Source organism: Streptomyces endocoffeicus (assembly GCF_016741935.1).
Classification (GTDB): Bacteria; Actinomycetota; Actinomycetes; order Streptomycetales; family Streptomycetaceae; genus Streptomyces; species Streptomyces endocoffeicus.
In genome coordinates this window covers 1-22,218 of sequence record NZ_JAERRG010000062.1, presented here as the reverse complement: position 1 = coordinate 22,218, position 22,218 = coordinate 1, and the positions used below count along the sequence as shown (strand labels likewise).

At 66.5% G+C, this 22,218-nt stretch carries 24 protein-coding genes; 14 read left to right on the top strand and 10 right to left on the bottom strand.

Annotated features, from left to right (window positions below):
• Window positions 1-49 precede the first annotated feature (49 nt).
• Window positions 50-322, top strand: coding sequence for a hypothetical protein (locus JK364_RS52045; RefSeq protein WP_230993865.1), 273 nt, complete (start codon window positions 50-52; stop codon window positions 320-322).
• A 1,293-nt stretch (window positions 323-1,615) separates the two neighbouring features.
• Complete coding sequence (locus JK364_RS52040) at window positions 1,616-2,431, top strand: SAM-dependent methyltransferase (RefSeq protein ID WP_372462096.1); 816 nt, start codon at window positions 1,616-1,618, stop codon at window positions 2,429-2,431.
• Window positions 2,432-3,287: 856 nt separating this feature from the next.
• On the opposite strand, the gene JK364_RS52035 is transcribed toward JK364_RS52040, so the two are convergent.
• The gene (locus tag JK364_RS52035; RefSeq protein ID WP_201858492.1) at window positions 3,288-3,911 is read right to left on the bottom strand and encodes a hypothetical protein; all 624 of its coding nucleotides are present in this window, start codon (window positions 3,909-3,911) and stop codon (window positions 3,288-3,290) included.
• Between the two features lie 583 nt (window positions 3,912-4,494).
• On the opposite strand from JK364_RS52035, the gene JK364_RS52030 reads away from it, so the two are divergent.
• From JK364_RS52030 to JK364_RS52000, 7 genes are all read left to right on the top strand, one after another.
• Window positions 4,495-4,734: a hypothetical protein gene (locus tag JK364_RS52030; RefSeq protein ID WP_201858491.1), complete on the top strand. Its 240-nt coding sequence runs from the start codon at window positions 4,495-4,497 to the stop codon at window positions 4,732-4,734.
• 223 nt (window positions 4,735-4,957) lie between these two features.
• Window positions 4,958-5,857, top strand: coding sequence for a hypothetical protein (locus tag JK364_RS52025; RefSeq protein WP_201858490.1), 900 nt, complete (start codon window positions 4,958-4,960; stop codon window positions 5,855-5,857).
• 55 nt (window positions 5,858-5,912) lie between these two features.
• A complete protein-coding gene (locus tag JK364_RS52020; protein WP_230993864.1) occupies window positions 5,913-8,207 on the top strand; it encodes a hypothetical protein in 2,295 nt (764 codons plus the stop codon).
• Entirely contained in the window at window positions 8,204-11,260 is a 3,057-nt protein-coding gene (locus tag JK364_RS52015) for a YggT family protein (protein ID WP_201858488.1), read from the top strand. Before JK364_RS52020 ends, JK364_RS52015 begins: the two co-directional genes overlap by 4 nt.
• Window positions 11,261-11,492: 232 nt before the next feature.
• The gene (locus JK364_RS56545) at window positions 11,493-11,816 is read left to right on the top strand and encodes a hypothetical protein (protein ID WP_230993863.1); all 324 of its coding nucleotides are present in this window, start codon (window positions 11,493-11,495) and stop codon (window positions 11,814-11,816) included.
• Entirely contained in the window at window positions 11,803-12,252 is a 450-nt protein-coding gene (locus tag JK364_RS52005; protein ID WP_201858487.1) for a hypothetical protein, read from the top strand. Before JK364_RS56545 ends, JK364_RS52005 begins: the two co-directional genes overlap by 14 nt.
• Window positions 12,253-12,308: 56 nt before the next feature.
• A complete protein-coding gene (locus JK364_RS52000) occupies window positions 12,309-12,557 on the top strand; it encodes a hypothetical protein (protein ID WP_307841692.1) in 249 nt (82 codons plus the stop codon).
• Window positions 12,558-12,816: 259 nt separating this feature from the next.
• On the opposite strand, the gene JK364_RS51995 is transcribed toward JK364_RS52000, so the two are convergent.
• The 4 genes from JK364_RS51995 to JK364_RS51980 all read right to left on the bottom strand — a co-directional run bounded on the left by JK364_RS51995 (window position 12,817) and on the right by JK364_RS51980 (window position 15,771).
• On the bottom strand, window positions 12,817-13,410 hold the full coding sequence (locus JK364_RS51995; RefSeq protein ID WP_201858485.1) for a hypothetical protein: 594 nt from the start codon (window positions 13,408-13,410) through the stop codon (window positions 12,817-12,819).
• Between the two features lie 136 nt (window positions 13,411-13,546).
• On the bottom strand, window positions 13,547-14,323 hold the full coding sequence (locus tag JK364_RS51990) for a hypothetical protein (protein WP_201858484.1): 777 nt from the start codon (window positions 14,321-14,323) through the stop codon (window positions 13,547-13,549).
• A gap of 50 nt (window positions 14,324-14,373) precedes the next feature.
• The gene (locus JK364_RS51985) at window positions 14,374-14,529 is read right to left on the bottom strand and encodes a hypothetical protein (protein ID WP_201858483.1); all 156 of its coding nucleotides are present in this window, start codon (window positions 14,527-14,529) and stop codon (window positions 14,374-14,376) included.
• A 558-nt stretch (window positions 14,530-15,087) separates the two neighbouring features.
• Window positions 15,088-15,771, bottom strand: coding sequence for a hypothetical protein (locus JK364_RS51980; protein ID WP_201858482.1), 684 nt, complete (start codon window positions 15,769-15,771; stop codon window positions 15,088-15,090).
• Between the two features lie 247 nt (window positions 15,772-16,018).
• Between JK364_RS51980 and JK364_RS51975 the strand changes: the two genes are divergently transcribed.
• Window positions 16,019-16,375: a hypothetical protein gene (locus JK364_RS51975; protein ID WP_201858481.1), complete on the top strand. Its 357-nt coding sequence runs from the start codon at window positions 16,019-16,021 to the stop codon at window positions 16,373-16,375.
• A gap of 38 nt (window positions 16,376-16,413) precedes the next feature.
• Here the strand turns inward: JK364_RS51975 and JK364_RS51970 are convergent, their stop codons facing one another.
• The 3 genes from JK364_RS51970 to JK364_RS51960 all read right to left on the bottom strand — a co-directional run bounded on the left by JK364_RS51970 (window position 16,414) and on the right by JK364_RS51960 (window position 18,745).
• Window positions 16,414-16,983 carry a hypothetical protein gene (locus JK364_RS51970; protein ID WP_201858480.1) on the bottom strand — a complete coding sequence of 190 codons (570 nt, stop codon included), beginning with the start codon at window positions 16,981-16,983 and terminating at the stop codon, window positions 16,414-16,416.
• 39 nt (window positions 16,984-17,022) lie between these two features.
• Window positions 17,023-17,865, bottom strand: a complete 843-nt coding sequence (locus JK364_RS51965; protein WP_201858479.1) for a hypothetical protein — start codon at window positions 17,863-17,865, stop codon at window positions 17,023-17,025.
• Window positions 17,866-18,181: 316 nt separating this feature from the next.
• A complete protein-coding gene (locus JK364_RS51960) occupies window positions 18,182-18,745 on the bottom strand; it encodes a DNA-binding protein (RefSeq protein WP_201858478.1) in 564 nt (187 codons plus the stop codon).
• Between the two features lie 1,406 nt (window positions 18,746-20,151).
• Here JK364_RS51960 and JK364_RS51955 point away from each other — a divergent pair.
• Both JK364_RS51955 and JK364_RS51950 read left to right on the top strand, forming a co-directional pair.
• Complete coding sequence (locus JK364_RS51955) at window positions 20,152-20,346, top strand: hypothetical protein (RefSeq protein ID WP_201858477.1); 195 nt, start codon at window positions 20,152-20,154, stop codon at window positions 20,344-20,346.
• On the top strand, window positions 20,301-20,501 hold the full coding sequence (locus JK364_RS51950; RefSeq protein ID WP_201858476.1) for a hypothetical protein: 201 nt from the start codon (window positions 20,301-20,303) through the stop codon (window positions 20,499-20,501). The genes JK364_RS51955 and JK364_RS51950 overlap by 46 nt, the downstream gene beginning before the upstream one ends.
• Before the next feature lie 314 nt (window positions 20,502-20,815).
• Here JK364_RS51950 and JK364_RS51945 read toward each other — a convergent pair whose 3' ends face one another.
• Entirely contained in the window at window positions 20,816-20,959 is a 144-nt protein-coding gene (locus JK364_RS51945; protein WP_201858475.1) for a hypothetical protein, read from the bottom strand.
• 447 nt (window positions 20,960-21,406) lie between these two features.
• Here JK364_RS51945 and JK364_RS51940 point away from each other — a divergent pair, with 447 nt between their 5' ends.
• Window positions 21,407-21,646, top strand: a complete 240-nt coding sequence (locus JK364_RS51940; RefSeq protein WP_201858474.1) for a hypothetical protein — start codon at window positions 21,407-21,409, stop codon at window positions 21,644-21,646.
• Window positions 21,647-21,746: 100 nt separating this feature from the next.
• A complete protein-coding gene (locus JK364_RS51935; protein ID WP_201858473.1) occupies window positions 21,747-21,968 on the top strand; it encodes a hypothetical protein in 222 nt (73 codons plus the stop codon).
• 44 nt (window positions 21,969-22,012) lie between these two features.
• On the opposite strand, the gene JK364_RS58365 is transcribed toward JK364_RS51935, so the two are convergent.
• A complete protein-coding gene (locus tag JK364_RS58365) occupies window positions 22,013-22,126 on the bottom strand; it encodes a hypothetical protein (RefSeq protein ID WP_372462097.1) in 114 nt (37 codons plus the stop codon).
• Between the last annotated feature and the right edge of the window lie 92 nt (window positions 22,127-22,218).

The window sequence follows — 22,218 nt, the reverse complement described above, 5'->3', positions numbered from 1 at the left end:
GCTGCCCCTCACTGCCGCAGCCTCGGCCGCCGGCTGCTCGCCCAGCACCGTGGACCGCCTGCGCCGCACCGACCCGGAGTTCGACCGTCTCCTGGTGGCCGCCGCGCGCAGCCGCACCAAAGGGCGGCGCCCCGCGCGAGTGCGCGTACCTCCCCCAGTTTGGGCATCGCTCACCACCGAGGAGACCGACCGCATCAAGGCCGTGGTGCTGAATGCGGTGCGTTCAGGCCGCCCGCTGCGCGAAGTGTACTCTGAGCTGGGGATCACGTTCCCGACCCTGCGTCACCTGCGGTGGGCCGACCCGAGTTCAACCGGGCAGTGATCGACAACTACTATCCGCGGGCTCGCAAACGCTGCTCGGTATCCGGCTGCCCGGCAACCAAGATCCGGGCCAAGGGCCTGTGCTCCCGGCACTACTACCAGCGGTACCGCACGGGCCGAACCACCCCGGGGTCGCAGACCTACGGCCGGACGACCTGCACTGTGCCCGGCTGTGGCCAACCGCACCGGGCGAAGGGCTACTGCACCCGCTGCTACGAACGGCACGTCAGGCAGCATCGTCGCGCACGGAACGGCAACTGACCTTGGAATCAATCATCTAGTATGAAGGGCGGATCGCGCCTTCTCTGGTCGTCTGGAAGGGCACTGCGGAATCCTCGTGCTGAGAACCGATGGAGGAGACCGCACTGTTCCTGTCCGGCTGTGAGCCGGACAGGAACAGACAGACCAGCGAGCCGAGCTCGCTGCCCCACGGGCATCTGATCGGGCTCGCTGTCGAACCGGGCCGCGTAGAGCACGAGGGCGACGGTGTGCAGGGCGTGAGTGCTGGAGCCCGCGCTGCACTCCTTCGGCCACGCCGGCTCCAGCTAGGGCTAGCGAACAGTAACCCTGACATGACCCCGGCTGTATGACACGTGCTCAGCAATGAGCCCGGCCGAACAACAGACGGCCGGGCTCACTAGCTGCACGCCAGGCAAGGGCCTGACCTTCGGCGGCCACCGGGGGCGGGCCCTTCGCCATGTCTGGACCACGCCGAGGCGTGCTGTCTCGTCTGAAACAGTACCCCGGCGTTGTGCACCACCGAAAGTTTGGAGGGCCAGGTTAACGGCCGGTTGCGCACCACCGAAGGCTGGGCGGCGCTCACTACGCCGAGATCTGCGCACGCGCGATTTCGATCAAGCGGCGGTCCCCGCGCGAGGTCCTCACCATCGCCGATGGCGCACAGTCCCGTGGGCGGGGGCGGTCCCGTGCAACGTGCGACGGGGCGCGGGACCGCCCATCCCGCCTCCTGTCAGGACGGGCACCGCGACCGTAAGGGCCCATACCGCGCTGTCGCACGCTCAACCCTCCGGATGGGTGATCACTGCGGGCGGGCGCGTCGAGCCGGCCGTCCCAGACGGCTCGTTGTTGCGTTCTCCAAGGTCGTCCCGCCGGGTCGCCACTTGGCCGCCGACAGTACCGGGCACTCAGCGATTTGCCCCGGCTCGTCCGGTCCCTGGGCACCCCGCCGACGAGCTGAGGCCTGTGCCTTGGTCAATTGCCGCCCGGCGGGGGGCCGGTGACTCTACGTTGTGTCCCAAGGCCAACAATGTGAACGCAACCAGGAGGTTGCCCGGTGACCGAGCACTCGTCCGCCCCCGCCACGGACCCGTTAGCGATGATCGACACGACGGTGCCGCATTCCGCCCGGATCTGGAACTACTGGCTGGGCGGGAAGGACAATTACCCCATCGACCACGTGGCGGGCGAAGCCTTCCGCGAGGTCTTCCCCGGCATCACCGATCTCGCCCGCGACTCGCGCGCCTTCCTCGGCCGGGCCGTCCGGTATCTGGCGGGCGAGGAAGGGATCCGGCAGTTCCTCGACATCGGCACCGGCCTGCCGACGGCCGACAACACCCACCAGATCGCCCAGCGGGTGGCCCCTGAGGCACGCATCGTCTACGTCGACAACGACCCCCTGGTGCTGGCCCACGCCCGCGCCCTGCTCACCAGTACCCCGGAGGGCGCCACCGACTACATCGACGCCGATCTGCACGACCCCGACACCATCCTGCGTGAAGCAGCCAAGACCCTGGACCTCAGCCGGCCGGTCGCCCTGACCCTGATGCAGGTCTCGGGGCACATATCCGACTACGACGAGGCCCGTACGATCGTGGGCACGATCCTGCGGGCGCTGCCGCCCGGCAGCTATCTGGCGTTCAACGACAGTGTGGACACCCACAAAGCCAACGTCGAGGCCACTCGCGGTTACAACGAGAGCGGTGCGGTCCCCTACTACGTGCGCAGTCCGGAGCGGCTGGCCGGTTTCTTCGAGGGTCTGGAGCTGCTGAAGCCCGGTGTCGTACCACTGGCCGAGTGGCGGCCCGAGCCGGGTGCGGGCGCCGCCTCCGGAGAGGTCATCGCCATCGGAGGCGTCGGGCGCAAGGCGTAGGCCCGCGCGTCGGCGGAGCAGGCCTTGGACGCCACCCCGGATCCCGGGTGGCGCCGAGCAGTGTCCAGGGCGGCATTCTGGGCCGCTGGGCAGGGTCCTCGGCGAGCCACTCCGGCCATGGTCGCTCATCTACGGCAGTGAGCGGTATACCGAGTATTTCGGCGATCAGGCACTGGGTGGGCCGACCCCGCTCGTGGCTGAGGTCGCATAGACGGCGAAGCCCCACCCGATCTGCGGGTGGGGCTCTCATATCCCCGCGCAGGCGGGGAGCAGTACAACGTGCCCCTAGGCTTTGGGCCACCCCCGCAGCGGCGGGGAGTATGGCTTGGACCTTGCGGCGCCTGCAGCGTCCCATGGATCACCCCCGCGTGGGCGGGGAGCAGCCGCCGATTGCCCGGCGGCCCGGCCAGTATGGCGCGCCACCATATCCGACCGGCCTCACCCAACGCCACCCCCACACCAGTGGCGTCCGCGAACTGGCCGCTGCCACCCGCCTGCACCCCGCCTTATGACCACGCCCCGCACCACGTCGGTTCTACGAGGGTGACACCCGGGCCCATGCGGCCACACAAGACCGCGACTTCTGCTCCCTTTCCGCTCTTCACTCCCGAGCACGTCTCCCCACCCGCAGATCGGGTGGGGCTTGTTCACTTCCTGAGTTCGGTTAGGGCACCTTTGCCTGGGCGTTGAGAGTGGACCGTCCGGACCTCGTCTGGGTCGAAGGGGGAGTGAGCGCGCCCGCGGTCATCCACACGGCGCTCTTTCCCGCGGACTCCCACGGCGACTACCCGAAGCCGGGCCATGCTCGAAGGCGCGTACGGAATGGCCCGGCTGTGGGGCGGGCGGACAGTACCGCTCAGTCCAGGTGCATGGGCCACATGCGGATGGTCATGTCGAGGGTGTCAGCACAATCGTCGCAGACCAAGCCGGGGCGGCGGCGCTGGTCACGGCGAAGGCGCTGCGCCCCGTATACATCGCACAGGGCGCAGGGGACGCCGTGTTCCCGGTCGTGCGGCCGATTGACCGGGAGTTCCGCCACCCGGAGGCCGGGGAAGTCCTCATACTCGCCCGCCCGGCCCGTCAGCAGCTGTTCGACCGAGGTACGCGAGCGCCGCAGGACGGTGATGACGGGCATGTGCCTTACGCCGTCGGCGACCTTGTACCCCAGGAGCGTCGGCTGGCCCGCTTCGGTGCGCTGACGGGCCGCGCCGACCACCTCGGTGAAAGTGGTCTGGGATAGGTAGACGACACGCCCGAGCTGCTTGTTCTCGCCGAACTCCGGTCGCAGTCCGCCCAGTTCCCACCCGTTCTTGGCGCACAGAAGCGCGCTGGACAGACGCCCAGCGTGCCAGGCGCTGACATCCTCCTCGGCCTTGGCCACCTGGAAGACGCTGACGAAGACGCCGAAGCTGGCCAGACGGCCCCTGGTCTCCTGTGCCTCCCGCTGCTCCTGACGGCCGAGGGCGGAGTAATCGGGCATGAGGAACCCCTTCAGAGTGGTGGGCCCGGCGCGGTCCGCCGGCCCATCCCTCACAGGGCTGATGATGGTTGCGCTACTTCGCCTGGCGGGTGGACTCCCACTGTGCCAGCCCGTTCTCGACCAGAAGTCGCAGGGCCTCCGCTTCCGGCATGTTTATTGCGATGTGCCTTCGTGGCAGTGCTCCATCTGGCCACGAGCCGACAACCAGCAAGAGCACAGTTCTCCCGCTCCGACTATCACTGACACGCGGTGCCGCTGCACCGGCTCGGGGATGCCGCGCGATGCCGTCACCTGCCCGGGCGAACCACCACGCGGTGCGTGGCCGGGGGCAACAGCACTCAAAGCGGCCCGTGAACCATCATGCCTCGCGGCGCGCCAGCCAGGCGATCCAGGCGTCATCGAGGGTCCGGCCCAGGTGGAGATCCGGGGTGTGGCTTGCCGAGCTCGTCCGGCATCATCGGTGCAGTCCTCATCGCCCCGGACGACCCCCTCGGTCAGCGCCTGCGCCGCCAGCAGGAGCGCACTGGCGGTCCCGGGGCTGCAGCAGCGGCTCGGCGACGGCCACGGCTGACACCCCGACGACTTGGCGTACGCGCGCGAGGCGCAGCGGGTGCACACCGCGCGGGTGCTCTCGGTGCTCGATCCGGCCAAGGAGACGCTGTGCGTCGCCGGGCACTACCACTTCCGTCACTCGGAGCAGGCAGAGCTTGATGGGGTACCGGTCCGTCAGGAGATCCTCGACCGGGACGGCTCAGCCGATGCGCTGGCTGTGCTCGACCTGGGCGACGACGTTCCGCGCTTCGAGGCCGTAGCAATGGGCTGAGCGCCTCTACTTCCGTGGCATGGCTGCTCTGTCAGCCGCTCAGACGACACCCGACGACTCGGACCTGTTAGTCAGAGTCATCGGGTGTCGCCATTCAAACCCCTTTCGCTCTCGATTCGAATGCCCTATCCAAGATAGGATGACATCCACACACCTCATACATCAGGGCTTTTTTACAGACCGAGCAATGACCATTGTGATCGCAGTGGGAGATGAGAGATTTATGGCGAAGCTGTCCTATAAGGTGCCGAGTTCGCTGAACAGGAGCTTCCTCGACCACGAGATCACGCTGAGCAAGGGAGGGTGGGCGGCCAAGCCCTCCCCGATCAAGCAGCTGCTCTTCTTCGGCGGCGGCATCCTCGCCCTGCTGTGGTTCAGCACGTCGACGTTCGTGGCGAGCTCGGGACCGGTGGCCATCACGTTCTTCGTTCTTTGGGGACTGGCGGCGATCGCCTACTTCGGTGGGCTGATGAAGACGAAGGAGCTGCGCATCATGCGTGTGCCGGCCTTCCTGGCTTACCTGCCGCCGAAGGCCCGTCACGTCTTTACGCGCCGCAGCTCGAACCCCACGGACTTCTACTCGATCGTCGGCATCGACGGGATCGGCGAGGACGGGCTGATCCGCTTCTCCGACGGCGGCGAAGGCCGGGTCTACCTGGTCGTCGGCTCGGCCAGCTACCTGCTCTTCGACGAGGACCGGGTCAGGATCCTCGATCGGGTCGACTCCTTCTGGCGCAAGGTCGAGACGGCCTGCGAGCACAGCTTCATCACGACGAAGGAGCCGCAGCGGATCTACCACCAGGTGGCGAACCTGGAACGGCGCAACCAGGCCCTGCAGGTCCGCGATCCCGATCTGATCGAGCTGCAGAACGAGCAATACGACATTCTCACGCACCACGTGGGCGGGAAGTTCACCTCGATCCACCAGTACCTGCTGCTCAAGGGCAAGAACGCCGACGCACTGCGCAAGGGGCATCAGGTCCTCCAGGCGGAGGTCGGCGGCTCGACTCTGATGATCAAGGAAGCCGCACTGCTCGACCGCGAGGAGGCCCTGCCGATGCTCCGGGTCTTCTACCAGGGCATCGACGACGAACTGCTCAATCCCAAGGCGTCGCTGAACTGACCAGCGCCAGGCCGGCCACCACGACGAGGAACGAACGAAGGACACCATGGCGCTGATGACGAAAGTCCGGGCACAGCTCGGCATTCCGGGAAAGAAGCCTGACGAGACGAATGAGACCGCGGAGTTTGTGGTCGATGATCCGCGCGCGGACGGCGCTGCTCAGGCTGAGGGCGTGCAGGACACTGCGCCGGCGGACGGCGCAGCCGATGAGGCCGCCGAGCCTAAGAAGAACTGGTGGCAGCGCCGCCGGGAGGTGAAGCACCTCCAGGGCACGTTCGCCGCCTACCCTCACCTGCTCGCGCTGAAGCCGAAGGAGAAGTACCTCTTCCGCTCCGACTACTTCGAGGTCGACGGCTCGGTCGCCTGCATCCTGGCGTACTTCCACGACGACGCCGCGCACGACAACTTCGCCGCCTTCTGGGGTATCGACCGGATCCCGGACGGCTTGGACGAGCGGGTCACCGCCGTCGTGCTTGAGCAGGTCAGGCGGATGGATGAGAAGTGGATCGACTTGTATACCAAGCAGTCGGAGAGGCTGGACCGGCTGGATGCGAACGAGCAGGAGGAAACGGGCACGACCTCCTCCAAGCGCAAGGCCGCGAAGATCTCCGGTGACCTCGGGATCACGATCGGTGAGATCCAGGACGGTGCGAGCTACCTCTCGGTGCACAACCGGCTCTTCCTCAAGGCCCCCGATCTGGCGACCCTGGACGACACGATCGACCGGGTCACGCGTCTGTACATCGACCGATTCGGCACGCTGAAGGCTGCGCCCTACGCCGGCGAGCAGCGCCAGGAGCTCTCGGGCCTGTGGAAGAACAGCGAGAAGAAGAAGGGCAAGGGCTTCCACTTCACCTCGACCGAGCTGGCCGGCTCGTACTCGCTGGTGACCAATGGCCTCAACGACCGAGGCGGCGAGTACGTCGGCTACATGGTCGGCGACGTCAACGACAGCGCCGTGCTCATGGACGTCAATGCCTACGACCACCACGCGATCGTCGCCGACGCCACGCTCAGCGAGTACCTCAACCGCCAGCGGGTGGCCAACATGTGGTGCTCGAAGATCTCTCAGGCGGCGCTGCTGAACAACGGCCAGGTCGTCCACCTCATCCTCGACGGAGCGAACCTCGACAGGCTCGGCCCGAAGTTCGAGCGGCTCACCTCGCGCGTGGATCTGAATCAGGGCGACGTGAACATGTTCGAGATGTTCGGCGAGGAGGAGGACGAGCTGACGGTCTTCTCCGCCCAGATGGAGAAGCTCAAGCTGATGTTCGAGCAGCTGTACGAGACCAGCGACGGAGCGATCGGCTCGATAATCCGCAGCGCCCTCGAAGGCACCGCGACCGACTTCTACATCGAGCAGGGCATGTGGCGGCACAACGCCAAGGAGCAGCGTCACCGCCTGCGCGTGGTGAACATCCCGCACACCCAGGTGCCGCGTCTTCAGATGTTCGTCTCCTACGTGGCAACCGCGCACAAGGCGCTGCTGAACTCCAGAAAGACCGACCCGGACCAGCTGCGCGCCTACAACGTGCTCAGGGGCATCGCCAACGCGATGCTGAGCACCAACGGCGACCTGTTCAACAACCACACGGCCTCGGCCGTGGACGGGGTCCGGGATTCGCGGCGCGTGGTCTACGACTTCTCGCGGCTCATGCGCCGCGGCAAGGGCGTGGCGATGGCGCAGCTGGTGAACATCGTCGGCTTCGCCGTTGGCAAGCTGGGGCTCGGCGACACGGTGATCATCCACGGCACCGAGCACATCGACGACCGGGTGAAGAAGTACATCAAGGACCAGTTCGACCATATGCACGAGCGCGGCGGCCGGGTGGTCTACAGCTACAACGACGTCGACACGATGCTGGCCGACAGCGACTTCAACAAGTTCGACGCCGCGGACTACACGCTCTTCGGCCCGATGCGCGACGGCACGGTGGCGGAATACCAGAAGCAGTTGCACCAGCGGATTCCGCCGGATCTCGCCCAGCTCATCACGACCAAGGGCGAGAACCTCACGTACCTGCGCCGGGGCGTCTCCAACGTGGTCTTCCACCTGGACCTGGCACTGGGGATCAACCCCTACCGCGAGGCCCAGCGCAGGCAGGTCCGCCTGGAGGCGGCCAGGGCCGAAGAGGCGGCGCGGATGGACGCGATCATGCGCGACAAGCCGGCACCGGGCGCGAACCTCACCAGCATCCGGAAGCACAGCGAGGGCGGCGACGGCGAGGCTGACGCGGGCCAGAGCGACGGGGGCAAGCGCCGCGACGGCAAGAAGAGCCTGCAGCAGCCAGAGGACGGCGCAAGGCGGCCAGCGAGGAAGCCCAAGCCGGAGAAGCTGGTCAAGGCATGAACGAGGTCAGCACTGATACGAAGGCGAGTAATAGAGGAGAGACGGTGAACGGGACGATCACGGGGGTGGCGCGGCTGCGTGCCTGGGCCGGCCACGGCGGTGGTGGAGCCCGCCAGGGCAGGCTCGCGCGCGGGCTCGCCCTCGTGCTCCTGGCCGCGCTGTTCGTGCCGGTCTTCATGATGGCGACCTCTTCGCCGGCGTCCGCGGACGACCAGAAGGAGCGCGACAACTACAGCCTCTACCAGCTGGCCTCGAACGCGAGCTCGTATTTCAGCGAGAAGAACTCGCCGTCGAACGACAAGGGCATGCACAAGAACTGGAAGCCGGTCACGAGCAGTCCTGCTTCGGGCGGCTCCATTCTCGGCTACGCCGACCCGGAATTCAGCCTGGGCAACATCGTGGGCTGGTTCTTCGCCGAGGTCTCGGGGTCTTCGCAGACCGTCACGTACGAGACCCTGGCAGCGAAAGACGACAAGGGCAACGCGAAGTACTCGGGCATGCTCGACTACGCGCACTTCGGGGCGGCGAACGCTGACCTCGGCCTGGACACGATGTCCTCGGGCATCGGCGGTCAGATCGTGAGCGTGATCGGAGGCTCCATCATCTGGGTCCTCTACGCCCTGGCGCTGGCGGTCGGCACGCTGTTCTACATCGTCCTCCAGTTCCTGAAGCTCATCAACCCCTTCATGTGGTTCTACCAGGCGGTCAGGTCGGTCAATCCGACCTTCGCCGACGGGATGACGAGAGGTGACACCGGAGGCGGCGCGCTCTCGGGCCTCGAGCACTGGATCAGTGGCTGGTACGGCTTGCTTGTCGATATCTCGTGGCAAGCACTGGTGCCGGTCTTCATGGGCTTCCTGCTCATCGGTCTGGTCATGTTCAAGAAGATGGACCGGGGTTCGGCGATCAAGAAGTTCATCGTGCGCGTCGTCTTCATCGGCGTCGGCCTGCCGCTCATCGGTTCGATGTACACCAGCGTGCTCGACAAGTTCGACAACTCGGTTCTCGGCCAGCATGCCGGTCCGACGCGCGTCGTGCTGAGCACCTACGTCGACTTCGAGGCGTGGATGATGAACGACCGCCTCGGGATCCCGGACCAGGCCACTGTCTCCTGGAACGGCGACCAGGCGAGCTCTGACGCGATGATGTCGGTGCGCACGAGCGCGCTGGCGATCAACAAACAGTCCCACGGAGCGACGTTCAACGGCATCAGCATCGGCACGAAGGCCGACGACGCCGAGTCGGCCTGGAAGGGAGGTACGGTCTCCGCCGGCACCGGTGCGTCGGATGACCTCAAGGCGGTGTTCTCGACCTTCGGGATCATCGGCAAGTACATCGGCAGCAACGAGATCGCAGCTTCCGACTTCGAGTCGGGGATCAAGACCTCGATCACACAGCTGGACGAGAGCGCGGATGTCAAGAAGAGCTGGTTTGTCAACAAGAGCAGCTACGGCGACGTGGAGGAGTTCGGTGAGGAGAAGGGGCCGAAGCCGGTCGATCACCCGGTGATCTCGACCGACGGCACGGGCCTGACCTCCTCTCGTCCCGGCAAGGACTCGACGGTCTTCACGACGACCGGGACGAAGAGCAACTGCGGCTTCACGGTGGGCAAGACACCCCCCTCGTGCAACCTGTCGCCCCTGGCGGCGTACAACTACCTCAACACCGGGTTCAGCTCCAGCTCGCTGAACATGTACAGCTCGAACAACGTCACGTCCGGCTTCACCCGCGAGAACCACATGGCCGTCAGCCAGGTGGGTACGGGGCCGGCGAAGTTTATGTACTGGTCCAACTCAGCCACGGTCCTGGGTTCCATCGTCCTGCTCGGCTTCTGGTACGCCATCGGCATGCTGGCCGGCGCGATCAAGAGGACCTTCGGCCTCGTGGCAGCCGTGCCGTTCGCGACGCTGGGCGCGATGGCCGCGATCGCCAAGGTAATCGTCTACTCCATGGCGCTGATCCTGGAGGTCCTCGTCACGCTGTTCATCTACCAGTTCGTCGGAGAGTTCCTGATCTCGGTCCCGGACATCATTGCCGGGCCCGTGTCGAGCATCATGAGCCCGGGCGGCCTGTGGGGCAGCGCTGCGCTCGGCGGGATCATCGTGGTGATCCTGACGCTCATCTCGTCGCTGCTGATCATGGGCATCACCTTCGCTCTGCTGCGGGTCCGCAAGACGGTGCTGCAGGCGATGGACGAGGTGGTCACCAAACTCGTGGACAAGTTCTTGGAGACCAACACCATGCCGAAGCCGGACAAGGGTGGGCTGATGCCTGCTCTGGCCGCAGGCGCAGGGGCCGGCGCGGGTATGGCCATGGGCAACAAGCTCGCAGGCGGGTTCAACAGCAAGACCAGCGGCCCGGCGTCTCCGAGCACGGGCAAGCCCGCGGGCAAGACGGCGTCGACGAACGCCGGCGGCACGAACGGCGACGCCACGGCGCTGACCGCGGGCAGGCAGACGCTGGCCCTGGAGGGCGGCGGAGAGGGGGGCCCGGGCGATCCGAACAGCCCGGCACTGGACGGTGGTCCTGGCAGCGGTGGCTCCGGTGGCGGCGGCGGTGACGACGCCAAGGCCCTGCCGGGCGGCAGCGGTCCTGCTGGTGCGCTGGGCGCATCCGGCCAGGGCGACGGTCCCGACGACAAGGGCGGTCCGCTGCAGCTGACCAGTGGCGGAGCGGGCAGCTCGCACTCGGACAAGCAGACGGCACAGAATCTGAGCAACCAGGGCGGCCTGTCGAATCTCGGGTACAACTCGGGCGGCGGCAGGGTTATCCCGGGTGAGGTCCTGGCCTCGTCCACGGAGCCGCCGAGCCCTCGTGGCGGCTCTGGAGGCCAGAGCAGCGCCGGCGGCACTGGTTCTGTCCCGACCAGCGGAGAGGCTGTCGCCGGTCAGACGGGCCAGACACAGTTCGGCACGGGTGCACCGAACCAGCAGAGCCCCTCGGGCGGGAATCATCCTGATCTTCCGGCCCCTCGAAGCGTGGAGACTCCGGAGCCGCAGCAGCGGCCGGCCGGTGGTCTTCGCCGGCGCCGGCGCGAGAAGCCGCAGGACTGATCGAGCGAGCGTGAAGGGCTGACGCACCCGGTGAGGATGATCGCAATGATCGTCCTCACCGGGTGCGTCGTCTTTTGCACGGCAGGAGGAGAAGAGGAAGAGCATGAGGCTCGATCGAGGCTTCGCGGCGAGTTCCCGCGTTATCTCGGGTGCGAAATGAGTGTCAGGCACGTTGACCGAACCAACTCACGTGTTTTCGCAGGTCAGTTAGGGTTTCTGCTAGCTTCCCGGCATGCCCGGTGAACAGCGTCCCGACAGGGATCCGAAGAATTTCGTGCTGCCTGAGTTAGGCCAGCTACTCCAGCGCAGCCGGTTGGAGGGGATCCGCGACAACCTCGTCGCCCGCATCGCCGAGGCCGAGCGCGAAGGCTGGCTCGGTGAGGTCGAAGGACTCCGGGTCAGCCTGGCTGGCGCCGAAGACCAGCTTGTTCAAATGGACCGACGAACTCCTGGCGGCACGGCGATCGACCTCGGCATGCCACGCATGGTCCCAGCTCAACCCATCCGGGAGGAGGGAACGGCTTCGCTGAGAGAATCACTGGATGACCAGCAATGAGATCCGCTTCGACTGCCGGCACCGTGGCGACGGCGGCGCGCTCGTGATCGTCCCCCGCATCGACGGAGCACCACTCACCGAGCTGATCGACGGGTTCGAGATCGCGGCCGGGATGCAGCCCGCAGGCAACGCCTACGGCGGTCTGATCCCGCAGTTCTTCCGGTTCGGCCCGATGCAGGACCATTTCCTCGGACGGTCCACCAACGCGATGGGGCCGAAGACACCCGTTCTCGGTTGTGAATGCGGCGAGTGGGGATGCTGGCCGCTCATGGCCCGCATCACCGCGACAGCCGACCTCGTGATCTGGGACTCCTTCGAGCAACCGCACCGCAAGACTCGCGACTACGTGGCATTCGGTCCGTTTCAGTTCGACCGTCACCAATACGATGACGCCTTGCGGGCCCTGAACGCCGCAATCGGCTCCGACGAGACGTGATCCGCACCCGCCAACGCTAGTTCAGAGAAGCCTGTGTGCGATGCCCGGTACTGATCGTGGGGCCAGACGAACGGCCCCGTCTGGAAGAGATCCGCGAAAACCTCCACGCCAGGATCACCGAAGCCGAACGAGAAGGATGGCTGGGCGACGTCGAGCAACTGACCGTCAGCCTCACCGCCACCCACGACAAGATCAGCCAGATTGACATCAACGAGAGGCGGAAGAGATCGCCGGTATTCGTCGGCATGCCGACGATCAACCAACTCGCAGTCCGGGACGCCCGACACATGAATAAGACGGACTAAGCACGCCGCAGTCGGACGCCAGACGGCCGATCCGCCTGTCCTGTCCTGTCCTGTCCTGTCCTGTCCTGTCCTGTGCTGTCCTGTGCTGTGCTGTGCTGTGCTGTGCTGTGCTGGCTGGCTGGTCTTCCCGACCTGCATGAGTGCCCTGGCGGGCTGATCTTTTCAGACCGGCGGCGCAGCCGCCGCGCCATGCCTAATACAGGAAAAAGCGTCCTGGTCGACGAGCAGGGCAGGTACCTGCGGCCGCAGACGCCCACGGCTACCGCCGCCAGCTCGGGCGCTTCGGAGTCACACGGCGACGAAAGCGCAGGTCGAACGCCTTCCACCCGAAGTTCCTGATGAACAGCCCCTGCTTACGCAGGTAAGCCCGCACACGACCACGCCTAAGCCGCTGCCTATGGAGAATCGAAGTCTCCAGGTCACGCAGCCACCAGACACCGTCCACGTCCTGGAATCCCACAGCGATAGGCTCGGGCGCTGGCTCGGAAGCGATGCCGAACGTCCTGAACGGCACCGGAAAGACCTCTTCCTCGCCCTGAGCGAGGACCCGTGCGAGGGGCCTCGACCCCATGAAGAGGCGGTCGCCGTCGTCCGGGAAGACCACGACGTGCAGACCGAACACCGGGCGGTCAGCCGTATTGCGCGCATGGATGAGCCCGATGCGCGTCTGGTCCACGTCGTAGTCGGTCTCGTTGGCGCTGGGCCGCTCGAACCAGACAACGACGCGGGCCGCGTCCTCGCGAGCGTCCTTGCGGCGGTCGCGCACGATGATGCCGATGGTGGTGGACAGAGCGCCGGTCGTGCCGATGGCGCTGAACCAGGTGGGCACGCTGCCCCAGTCGATGGCACTCATGTCACCGACCCTGCCAAGAGGATGCGTGCCTGCCCGGCCGTTTGAGTAGAACCTGAGCTGGCCGAGCTCACCCGGTACAGCGCCCCCAGCTCACCGTCGGCTGACCCGTGGCGAAGACGAACTGTCTTCCGGCAGGTCAGCCCCTCCAATTCGCATCGCCCACCGCGCTGTCGGCCCAGTCCGAGATGGAGTCGTCCAAGTCGCGCTGGTGGTGCTTGCCGAGCTTCGCGTACAGGGCGTCGAACACGTCGCTGTCCATGCCTTCCTGGTGCTCGGCCAGCCAGTTGCCCAGCGCGTACTGCTCACCGTCGTCCAGGTCCCCGCTCATCAGCGCCAGCTCTGGAGTCCACAGCCCCGAGCACCGCGCCACCTGTACGACGTCCATGGCCAGCTGGAGCGGCGACGGCTTCCACCCGGACGCCTCCTGGACGAAGCCGCCGACGTCCTCCCGGTCCTCGCGCCACGTCCGGTCCAGCACGGGCAGCCGCAGCCAGTTCAGGCGCTCCCCGGAAACGGCGTGCGTCGGGAACGAGTAGTGGGCCAGGAAATCGTCCTGCTCCTCGTCCACCTGGGACTGGCGCGGCAGATGACGCGGGTCGCGGGTGTAGGGCGCCCCCTCGAACACCCCGTTGTCGGGCATCGGCGAGACCACCCGCCAGGAGATGTGCACCTCGCCCGGCCGGAACGCCTCCGGCCACCGCTCGTGATAATGGTTGGCGCCCTTTGCCCAGTAGCGCCACAGGACGTCCGCCGGCTGCCCCTCCGCCGAGGGGTCCTCACAGATCGGCTCGGCGCCCCCGACGAGCCAGGACAGCGCCAGCTCCTCGGTGTGGACGTACCCGTTCTTGGACCGGAAGATCCACCGCGTGCCCGGAGGGTACGGCTGCACGCCCGCAGTAGTCGTGTTGCTCATAACCAAGAGTCTTCCAACCGCGGCCCTTCCGCACGGGAGTTCCGCCAACCTCACCCGGCGGGCACCAGTTCCTCGGGCGCGCCCTGCACGGAGGCCCACATGCGGTTCACCGCCGGGCGGCCGCCCGGGTGGCGCGCGCGGTACTCCCGCGCGAGCCGGTACGGGTCCCCGTCGATGGTGTGCAGCACCGTGCTCCCCTCGGCCATCGCTGCGTCCGCGAGGATCGAGGCCAGTCCGGCGAGGACTGCAACGTCCTCACCGGCTCCTCGGTCGGCTGCGCCTGTGCGGGCCGGCCGTCCAGCGGATACAGCAGCACGGCCCACGAGCCGTCCGGCTGCCGCTCGTGATAGGCACAGCGTCCGAGTCGCGCGGCATTGGCCTCACCGTTACATCAACTCTTAGTTCGGAGAAGGCATGTGAGGCAAGTAGTTCCCGTGGCCCGTGCCTGACAGGTATCTCCGGGTCGTTCAGGCACGTACGGCATGTTCGCGATGTACGTGCCGACCCTCAACCTTGGCTCGTCCAAACCGAAGTTGTGCGACCTTGTTTCGGTCGAAACAAGGTCGCACTCGCCCCGGCCGTCTGTCGCTGGCTCTGCTGTCAGCGGCCCCCTCTGCGACCCCGGACGGCTCCCGTCCCAATGACAGATGGCTCGAGCGGCAGCCCCGGAACTGGTTTGATCGAACCCGCTATCTCACCTCTTAAGAGGTGAGATAGCGGGGGGAAGGCTTCAGCGGACGCGCCTCGGCAATGCTGCCGGTCGGTCAGGCGGCGCGCGTGATGGTGGCGTCTTCTTTCCCCGCGGCCAGGACATCGAGGAGCTGGTGAGAGGGACCGTCCCAGGCGGCCGAGAGTCCCGCGTCACGCAGCAGTTCGACCATGGGCGCCACCCAGTTGTAGGCCGCGGGGAAGGATGTCCCGTCCGGGTCCACCCGGAGGACCACGTTGTCCCCCGCCCGAAGCAGGGCGCAGTGGGGGGAGCACGGGGCGGCGGGGGCATCTTGCGCATAGGCTTCCTGCGCATCACCGAGGATGTCGGCCACCCCCAGTACCTTGAAGACCGGCACACGAGACATGCCTCCTTCGGCGGCGCGCACCAGGTCCTCACAGTGGCCGCGCTGCGGTTCACCATTCTCGTCACGGCCCGCCCGGTCGGCCGCCACCAGGTCCTCACGCAGTTCCTCGTCCAGCTGGCGCAGCAGGCGCCGGACGGCGACGATGTCCGCCGCGACGGCCCGCACGCAGTCGGTAGTACCGCGGGCCGGCCGGTGGCCGCGCACGTGCACCAGTCCCCGGTTCAGGTGGTACGCCATGACCTCTCCGGGCGCACCGGCGACGTGGCCCGGGACGTCCCATCCGGCCAGGCGGCACAGCTCGATCAGGGTTCGGCGGCCGTTGCTCCACGCCTCCGCGTAGGTGTCCACCTCGCGGACCTGCGCCCGGGTCACGGTCACCCGCGGGGCGGGCGTCTGGCGCGGCGTCGGCGTCGAACTCGGCTGACGCGCTGCCTGTGTCCGAGCCGGAGTCCGCGCACCAGGCGCAGCCGGAGTCTGACCCGGACCAACCGAGGGACGGCTGGCCGCCGCGCCGGTTCCCATCTGCCTCAGGGCCGGGGTGCCCTGAGTGGAGCGCGTAGGACGCGTGCTCGGCGCGGCCGACTGGCCAGAAGCAGGAACGGGAACGATAATGCGCGCTGTGCGGCATCGCGACGAGCCGCGGACTCTGGCGCGCCTGTTCGGCACATTCGAGGGGTACGTGGCCAGCCTCTTGGTCAACAGCGCAGGCTTGGTCGTTCTGGTCACCATGGCGATCGAGGACGGTCTGCCTGTGGTGCTGACGGTGTTGCTGGCTGGGTGGTGGCTGCTCAACATCGCCATCAGTGCCACGGTGTTCGTCGTGGTCGCCCGGCCGAGGATCCGGCAGTCGGCAGCGTGGGCTGAGCTGGATTTCGTCGAGCAGCACGCGCTGAAGTACGGCCGGCCACCGGAGACGATTGAGGACAGCAGCTCCAGAAGTAGGTATCAGAGAAACGACAGAACCCCGTGGACGTGATATCCACGGGGTTCTGTGCTGCCTGGGCGGTGTGGCAATCAGCCGTGCTGATTGCAGTCCTTGGCCATCAATGCCTTCGCCTGGTCGCTGTCGGCGGGGATGAGCTGGGCCTGGTCGATCGCATAGGCGAAGGTGTACCCGAGTGTGATCATGCTGTTCGACATCGAGATCGAGCCGGATCCCGGGTCAGTACCTGTCTGGTCGGAGCCGTTGACGTCGTCCCAGAGCACACTGGTCCGGCTGTCGTTGATCGTGCCGGCCGAGAGAACCTGGTACTGACCCTTGTCGGTCTTACCGTCCTTGACGATCGAGCCGTGCTTGATGTCGTCGAGGGCCTTCGTGGTCAGCTGGCACTGCTGGTCGCCAGCGGTGACGTTGATGTACGTGATCTTGTGGCCGTCGATGGCGGCGATGCCGCCGCGCGCCCCGTCGGTGATGGAGATGTAGGCACCGTCGAAGCTGGAGGCCTGGCTGCCGCTGGGGCTCTGCGAGGAAGCAGCATCGCTGCTCCCGCTGCAGGCGGTGAGCATGAGAGCACCCGCAGCCAGGGCCGCGGCGGACACGGCGATCCTGGTCCGCGTCGCACGTGCGGTCCTGGTGGAGTTCATGGTGTTCTTCCTTCGTTCGTTCTGGAAAGCCGGTTTGGGTCAGCTCTGCGGGGGCTGGGCCGGTGGCATCGGCGGAATCGTAGGTGTCTGACGCGGCGACAGCGGGATGAGGACTGCAGCAGCCAGCATCACGACCGACAGCAGCGCCAGGAGCACCACGCCCGCCCCGACGGAGGCGTAGCGGGTGCCGCTGACGGAGCCCATGGTCCCGAAACCGGCGATCAGGCCGATCAGGCCTGCGACGATGCCCACGACTCCGGCGGTGACGCGGGACCAGTTCGCCTTGCGGATGACTGCCACGACAGAGGCAGCGATGGCCACGAGCATGATGAAGAGCAGGAAGCCACCCTCACCTCCGGCCTCGTCGCTGAAGTAATTGACCGAGAAACCCATGGCTGAAGCGACCGGCATGAACAGCGAGATGATCGCCAGGAACGCCGCGGCGGGAAGGATGAAGGTGGCCAGCCCCCTCAGCTTGGCCAGTCCCGGACGCGAGGTGCTCTGCTGCATCGAGCGCGCAGCGCTCTGCGCGGCGGGGGCAACGCGACTGCTGAGGAACTCCTTGGCTCCAGAGTTCTCGACAGCCCGCGCGACCTTGGTGTTGAAGAAGTCCCGGGCACCGTTGACGACCTGCTTGGCCCCGTCGGCCATCAGCTGCATCGACGGATCACGAGGCCGGCGCTCGGGAGCGATCAGTCCAGCCTGAACGGCGGCCAGGCACTCGGACATCGTCGGCTCGCGGTAATGCGTCTGTTGGAACCCGGCGGCCCACTGCTCGGCCGTGACAACGGGCGGAACCTGCGGTCGCGGCGGCACGGCCCGTGATGCTGTTGCATGGCCCTGTGTCGGCTGCACGGGTAACTGAGGCTGATCCTCAGCCATAACCGCCCCCGTCACCTCTCATTCAGCCCTGCGTGTCCAGGTGCTGCCCTCTTCCAGGGACCAGCGTCTCGGCTCCACACTTCCACATTGCATCCCCGAGACCCGGATCCCGACCACGCCCGGGAACCGAGGCTGGCCCCCTTGAGGACCACCTGACCGACGTGCGAGCTCTCTTCCCGTACATCAGCGCTTGCGAACACATTCACAAGCGCCCTATCAGGGTTGCAGATTGATGTACCGGATGTACCACCTAACAACAGAAAGCCAGTCAAAGTCGCCTATCCATAGGCAACTTTGACTGGCCAGGACTAAGCTGTCAGGCATCTTCTCGGAGATTGTCGAGTCGATGCTCAGTCAGCGCCAGTGCGACTTCGGACTGGTTGAGCGCGTGCTCGCCGTCCTGAATGCGCCACTGAAGACGCTGCACTGGCGGGGCGTCTGCTTCCTGGAATGCCAGATCACCGAGCTCGCGCAGCTCCGCGTACGCGCCCTGCAGCTGTTCTTCGTGGTGCGCCGACCGAACCCTGAGGCGGGCGGCCCGCTCTTTCCACCAGTTCACCCGCGACTCGCGGTCGAGTGTGGTCTTTCCTTCGAGCCAGGCGCGGAGCTCGGTCTGGTCGACGTCGCTCGGGAGCCCGGTGGCGAGGGGCCCCTCGGGTTCCGGCATGTCGATGGGGATGTGCGACAGCAGCACCGCGGGGGTCGTGTCGAGCGCATAGGAGATCGCGACGAGGTCGTCGACGGTCACGGGGCGAGCGCATCGCTCCATCTCCGCGAGGGTGTCGGCCGAGATCGGGTGGTCGAGTATCCGGAGCACATAGGCCAGCTCGTCGACGGTCAGCTCGCGCAGCTGGCGGTAGTGGGTGATGGCGTCGGACACAGCAAGGGACGTGGGAAGGGGCGACGGCATGCATCGATCGTAAACGAGCATGAAATGGCTCCTCGCGCAAAGTGCCGATCTGGCATCTCGACCGTGCCGTACTGCGGGTTCGGCACTGCGTCTGTTTGACTCGCAGGGTCGTGCCCTCAAGTCTCCTCCCGGTACTGGCGATCAGCTTCGCCAAGTCGAGAGTGATCATTTGGGTCTGGTCGGTGCCGCGCAGTGACGCGAGCCAGTCACGGTTCGCTGCGCACATGACGGACCAAGAGAAGTGCTGGATGGAGGTTGCGGCGATTGCCGCGCACTCACCCGGCGGTGGCGCCGCCCACAAACGAAGTAGAGGCGTGGCCCCCCCCAGTCCGGTCCTGACCCGCCGGTGACATGAGGCTGTGGTCACCGATCGGTGACCACTCCGAGGTGCACCTGCACCGCCAGACCATGTCGATTCCGTTCACACCCGGCGTCGGAACGGTATCCCAGCGCGACAACGGGCCGCCGGGCCGGTGTTCGGCCGCGCGCTCACGGGCTGCAGCCACTGCGATCCGCTACTCCGCCTCCGCCGCACCGGCCGCCTGGCGCGGGCTCGGCACCTCCAAGCAGGGACTCCTCGTTATGGCCGCTGGTCTTCACGTCAAGACTCTGCCATCGCGTCAGGAGCCAGGGGCATCCGACAAGCAACCCATAGGTTTCAACTGAGCAATCAAGTAAGCGACAACACTGGACTACATAAGAACTGATTGACTAGTCTGGAACCAGTAGACAGCCTCTCCGAGTGCACCTTGATAGGAGAATCGAAAGGAGGCTACTCATGGGAACTTGACATACGCCGAGAACCGGCCCGGCTCAACATCATCACTGCAGCACAGTGCCTGCAGTGCAGCACCAGGGCCATCCGCAAGTCGACTGGGCCGTATCGCCGGTTACTCGAGCCGACGATCCCACAGATCATAAATACGCCACTGCCGCGTCCGGTCAGCAGCCACGACCTGTCAGCCACACACGCCCTTAGCCAGACTCACCGAACGCCAACCCGAAAACGACCTGGAGTATTCAATTGCGCAAAGAAACAGCAAATCTGCCGGAATCGCAGTACAGCGCCGCGCGCATTCGAGCCACGTGGGACGGAACGGCAAGCGTCACGGATGCATCGAAGGCGTTGGGCTTTTCGCGGGCGAAGGGATATGCACTGGTCAGTCGGGGCGAGTTCCCGTGCCGGGTACTCAAGGTTGACAGCTCGACTCGCGTCGTCACCGCGTCCTTGCTACGCGTGCTTGATAGCGGAGAGCCGGAGTACAACACCGCTCGCGCCTAACCTACGCCTAAAGGCCATCCCGCATGCCGGACCACCGGCACCGGTTGCGGCCACAGACTCCTGTGCGCTGCTGTCGTTTCTGCAAGGAGTACACATGCGCACCAGCGCCACCGCTGCCACGGACACTGCCCTGGATCTGCCACGCGACCCCAACGCCGTGCAAGGCGGAGACCTCACCCATCTCCCGGACGGGGCGATCACCCTCAACCTGAGCCTGTGCACCAACTGGCTCGGCCCGCCGCCGTGGAAGCACTCCGGACCTTCCTCGAGCACCACCCCGATCAGCTGATGCCCCCGCCGTACGAGTCCGAACGGCCTCCGTACCGGGCCGAGCGGCGCTACCTGCAAGCCGTCGCACACCAGCTCGGCCCCGACGTGGACGTGGACGACACCCTCGCCGGCCGCGGGGTCACCGAGTTCCTCGTTTCCCTGATGCTTGAGTGAGTTCAAGCGTCAGGAGGGACAGTAGTTGAGTGCGTGGCAAGTGGTGCGTGTACCGGACGCGGGCCGGTGGGGGACGCTTCCGGCTGAGGGGGTTCTGGGGGTACGGGACCTGCCGGAGGCGGTGGCCCGGATCGGTTTGCGGCCAGGTGATCCGGTGGCGGCCGGACGGAATGGTCGATGCGGATCTTTTGGATTTCGTCCGGTCAACGCCTTTTCGGAATATGGAGCGTGAGTCGAAGCGGAATTACTCGACGGACATCCGGCTGCTGCTGAGCTTCTTGCCACTCTGCGAATACGTCGGTGCTGTCCTGGTTTCACAGGTCCGTACCGGCGTTCCCGTCCACGAAGCCCTGCTGACTGATCGTGCCGCTGAGCAGGTAGTTCTTCCCGTTGGCGGCGTTCAGGTAGGCGCCCCCGCCGATCGCGTCGCTGCACCCCACGGCCAGTCGGCGCCCCACGCTGCCTTGGTCGCGATGACTCCTTCATCCGTCTGCCGCCATCCGTCTGCCGCACGTCCCGGCCAGGGAAGAGCTTCGGTGTCTCCCCGGAAGGCTCCTCGTCCTTCGGGGTGGCCGTCTCCTCTGGGGTATCGGTGACTTCCGGCTCGTCCGGTGTCTCCACCTGCGCCGAACGGGTCGTTTCGGGCGCCGTCCGGTCGTCGCTGCTGTTGTCGTTGCCGCATGCAGTAAGGGCGAGGACGGTTAGGACGGATAGGGCTGTGAGTGTCATAGCGGTACGCATTGGCGCACCTTGGCAGCGCGGCCCACGTCTGGTGGTCGACGTGATGCATCCGTGATGGTCAGCCGCTGGACGCGCACGCCAGAGCCCCTGCCTCCTCGCGCCGGCCGGTCGGCAGTCGGCTGCGGCGCCTTTCCCACAGGACCACCGCCCCTAAAATCGACCCCATGTCTGGTCTTGTAACCGATGAGCTGATCGACCTGCAAAAATCCGCTGATGCGGAGCACCGAGCGCTGGCAGGGCTGGCCGAAGAAGAGCACCGGGCTCAGTGGGAGCGGTGGCGTGCGGCGGCCGAGCGAGTCCAGGCGGCGGTGACGGAGCACGCCGCCGCGGGCGGGCTCAACCGCTATGAGGTGGAACGTGATGTGAAGCGGTCCTCGCGCCATCCGGAGAAGCCAGCGGAGTAGGCGATGCCCCGGTACAGGTCGCTGATCATCATCCCGCCCGTACGATGATCGCCGTGACCATTGTTCGCCGGGCCCTGGAGGCCGGGCCCCTGGCGCCGCCATGGCGTCCTCGGAGCCGGCTCATGCCGCGTCCTCGGTGTCCACCACAGTGCAGAAGCCCACTCCGCCGGGCCCCGGTGCGCACCAGTCCGGTGCGTCGAAGAGTGACGGCGAACACGGGGAGCACGAGGAGAACGGAGAGCACGAGAACCAGTCGGACGGCCCCGGAGGCCACGCCGACCCCTCCGCCAAGACGAACCACGAGTTCCAGGGCAAGGAGTAGAAAGGGGGCGTCGCTTGAGGCGGGCGGTCACGCCACCGCCCGCCTCAAGCGGGTGACGGCGGTGGCTCCATGGCCGGCAGCAGCAGAGTGAAGGTGGTGGGTGCCGCCCGGGCGAGAGTGAGCCGGCCCCCCGCGGCCTCGGCCATCTCCCGTGCCAGCGTCAGGCCGATACCGCTGCCGGACCGGGAGGTCGTCGTGCCCCGGTCGAAGACGGCCCAGCAGCTGGAACTCGGTCGGGGTCAGGCTCATC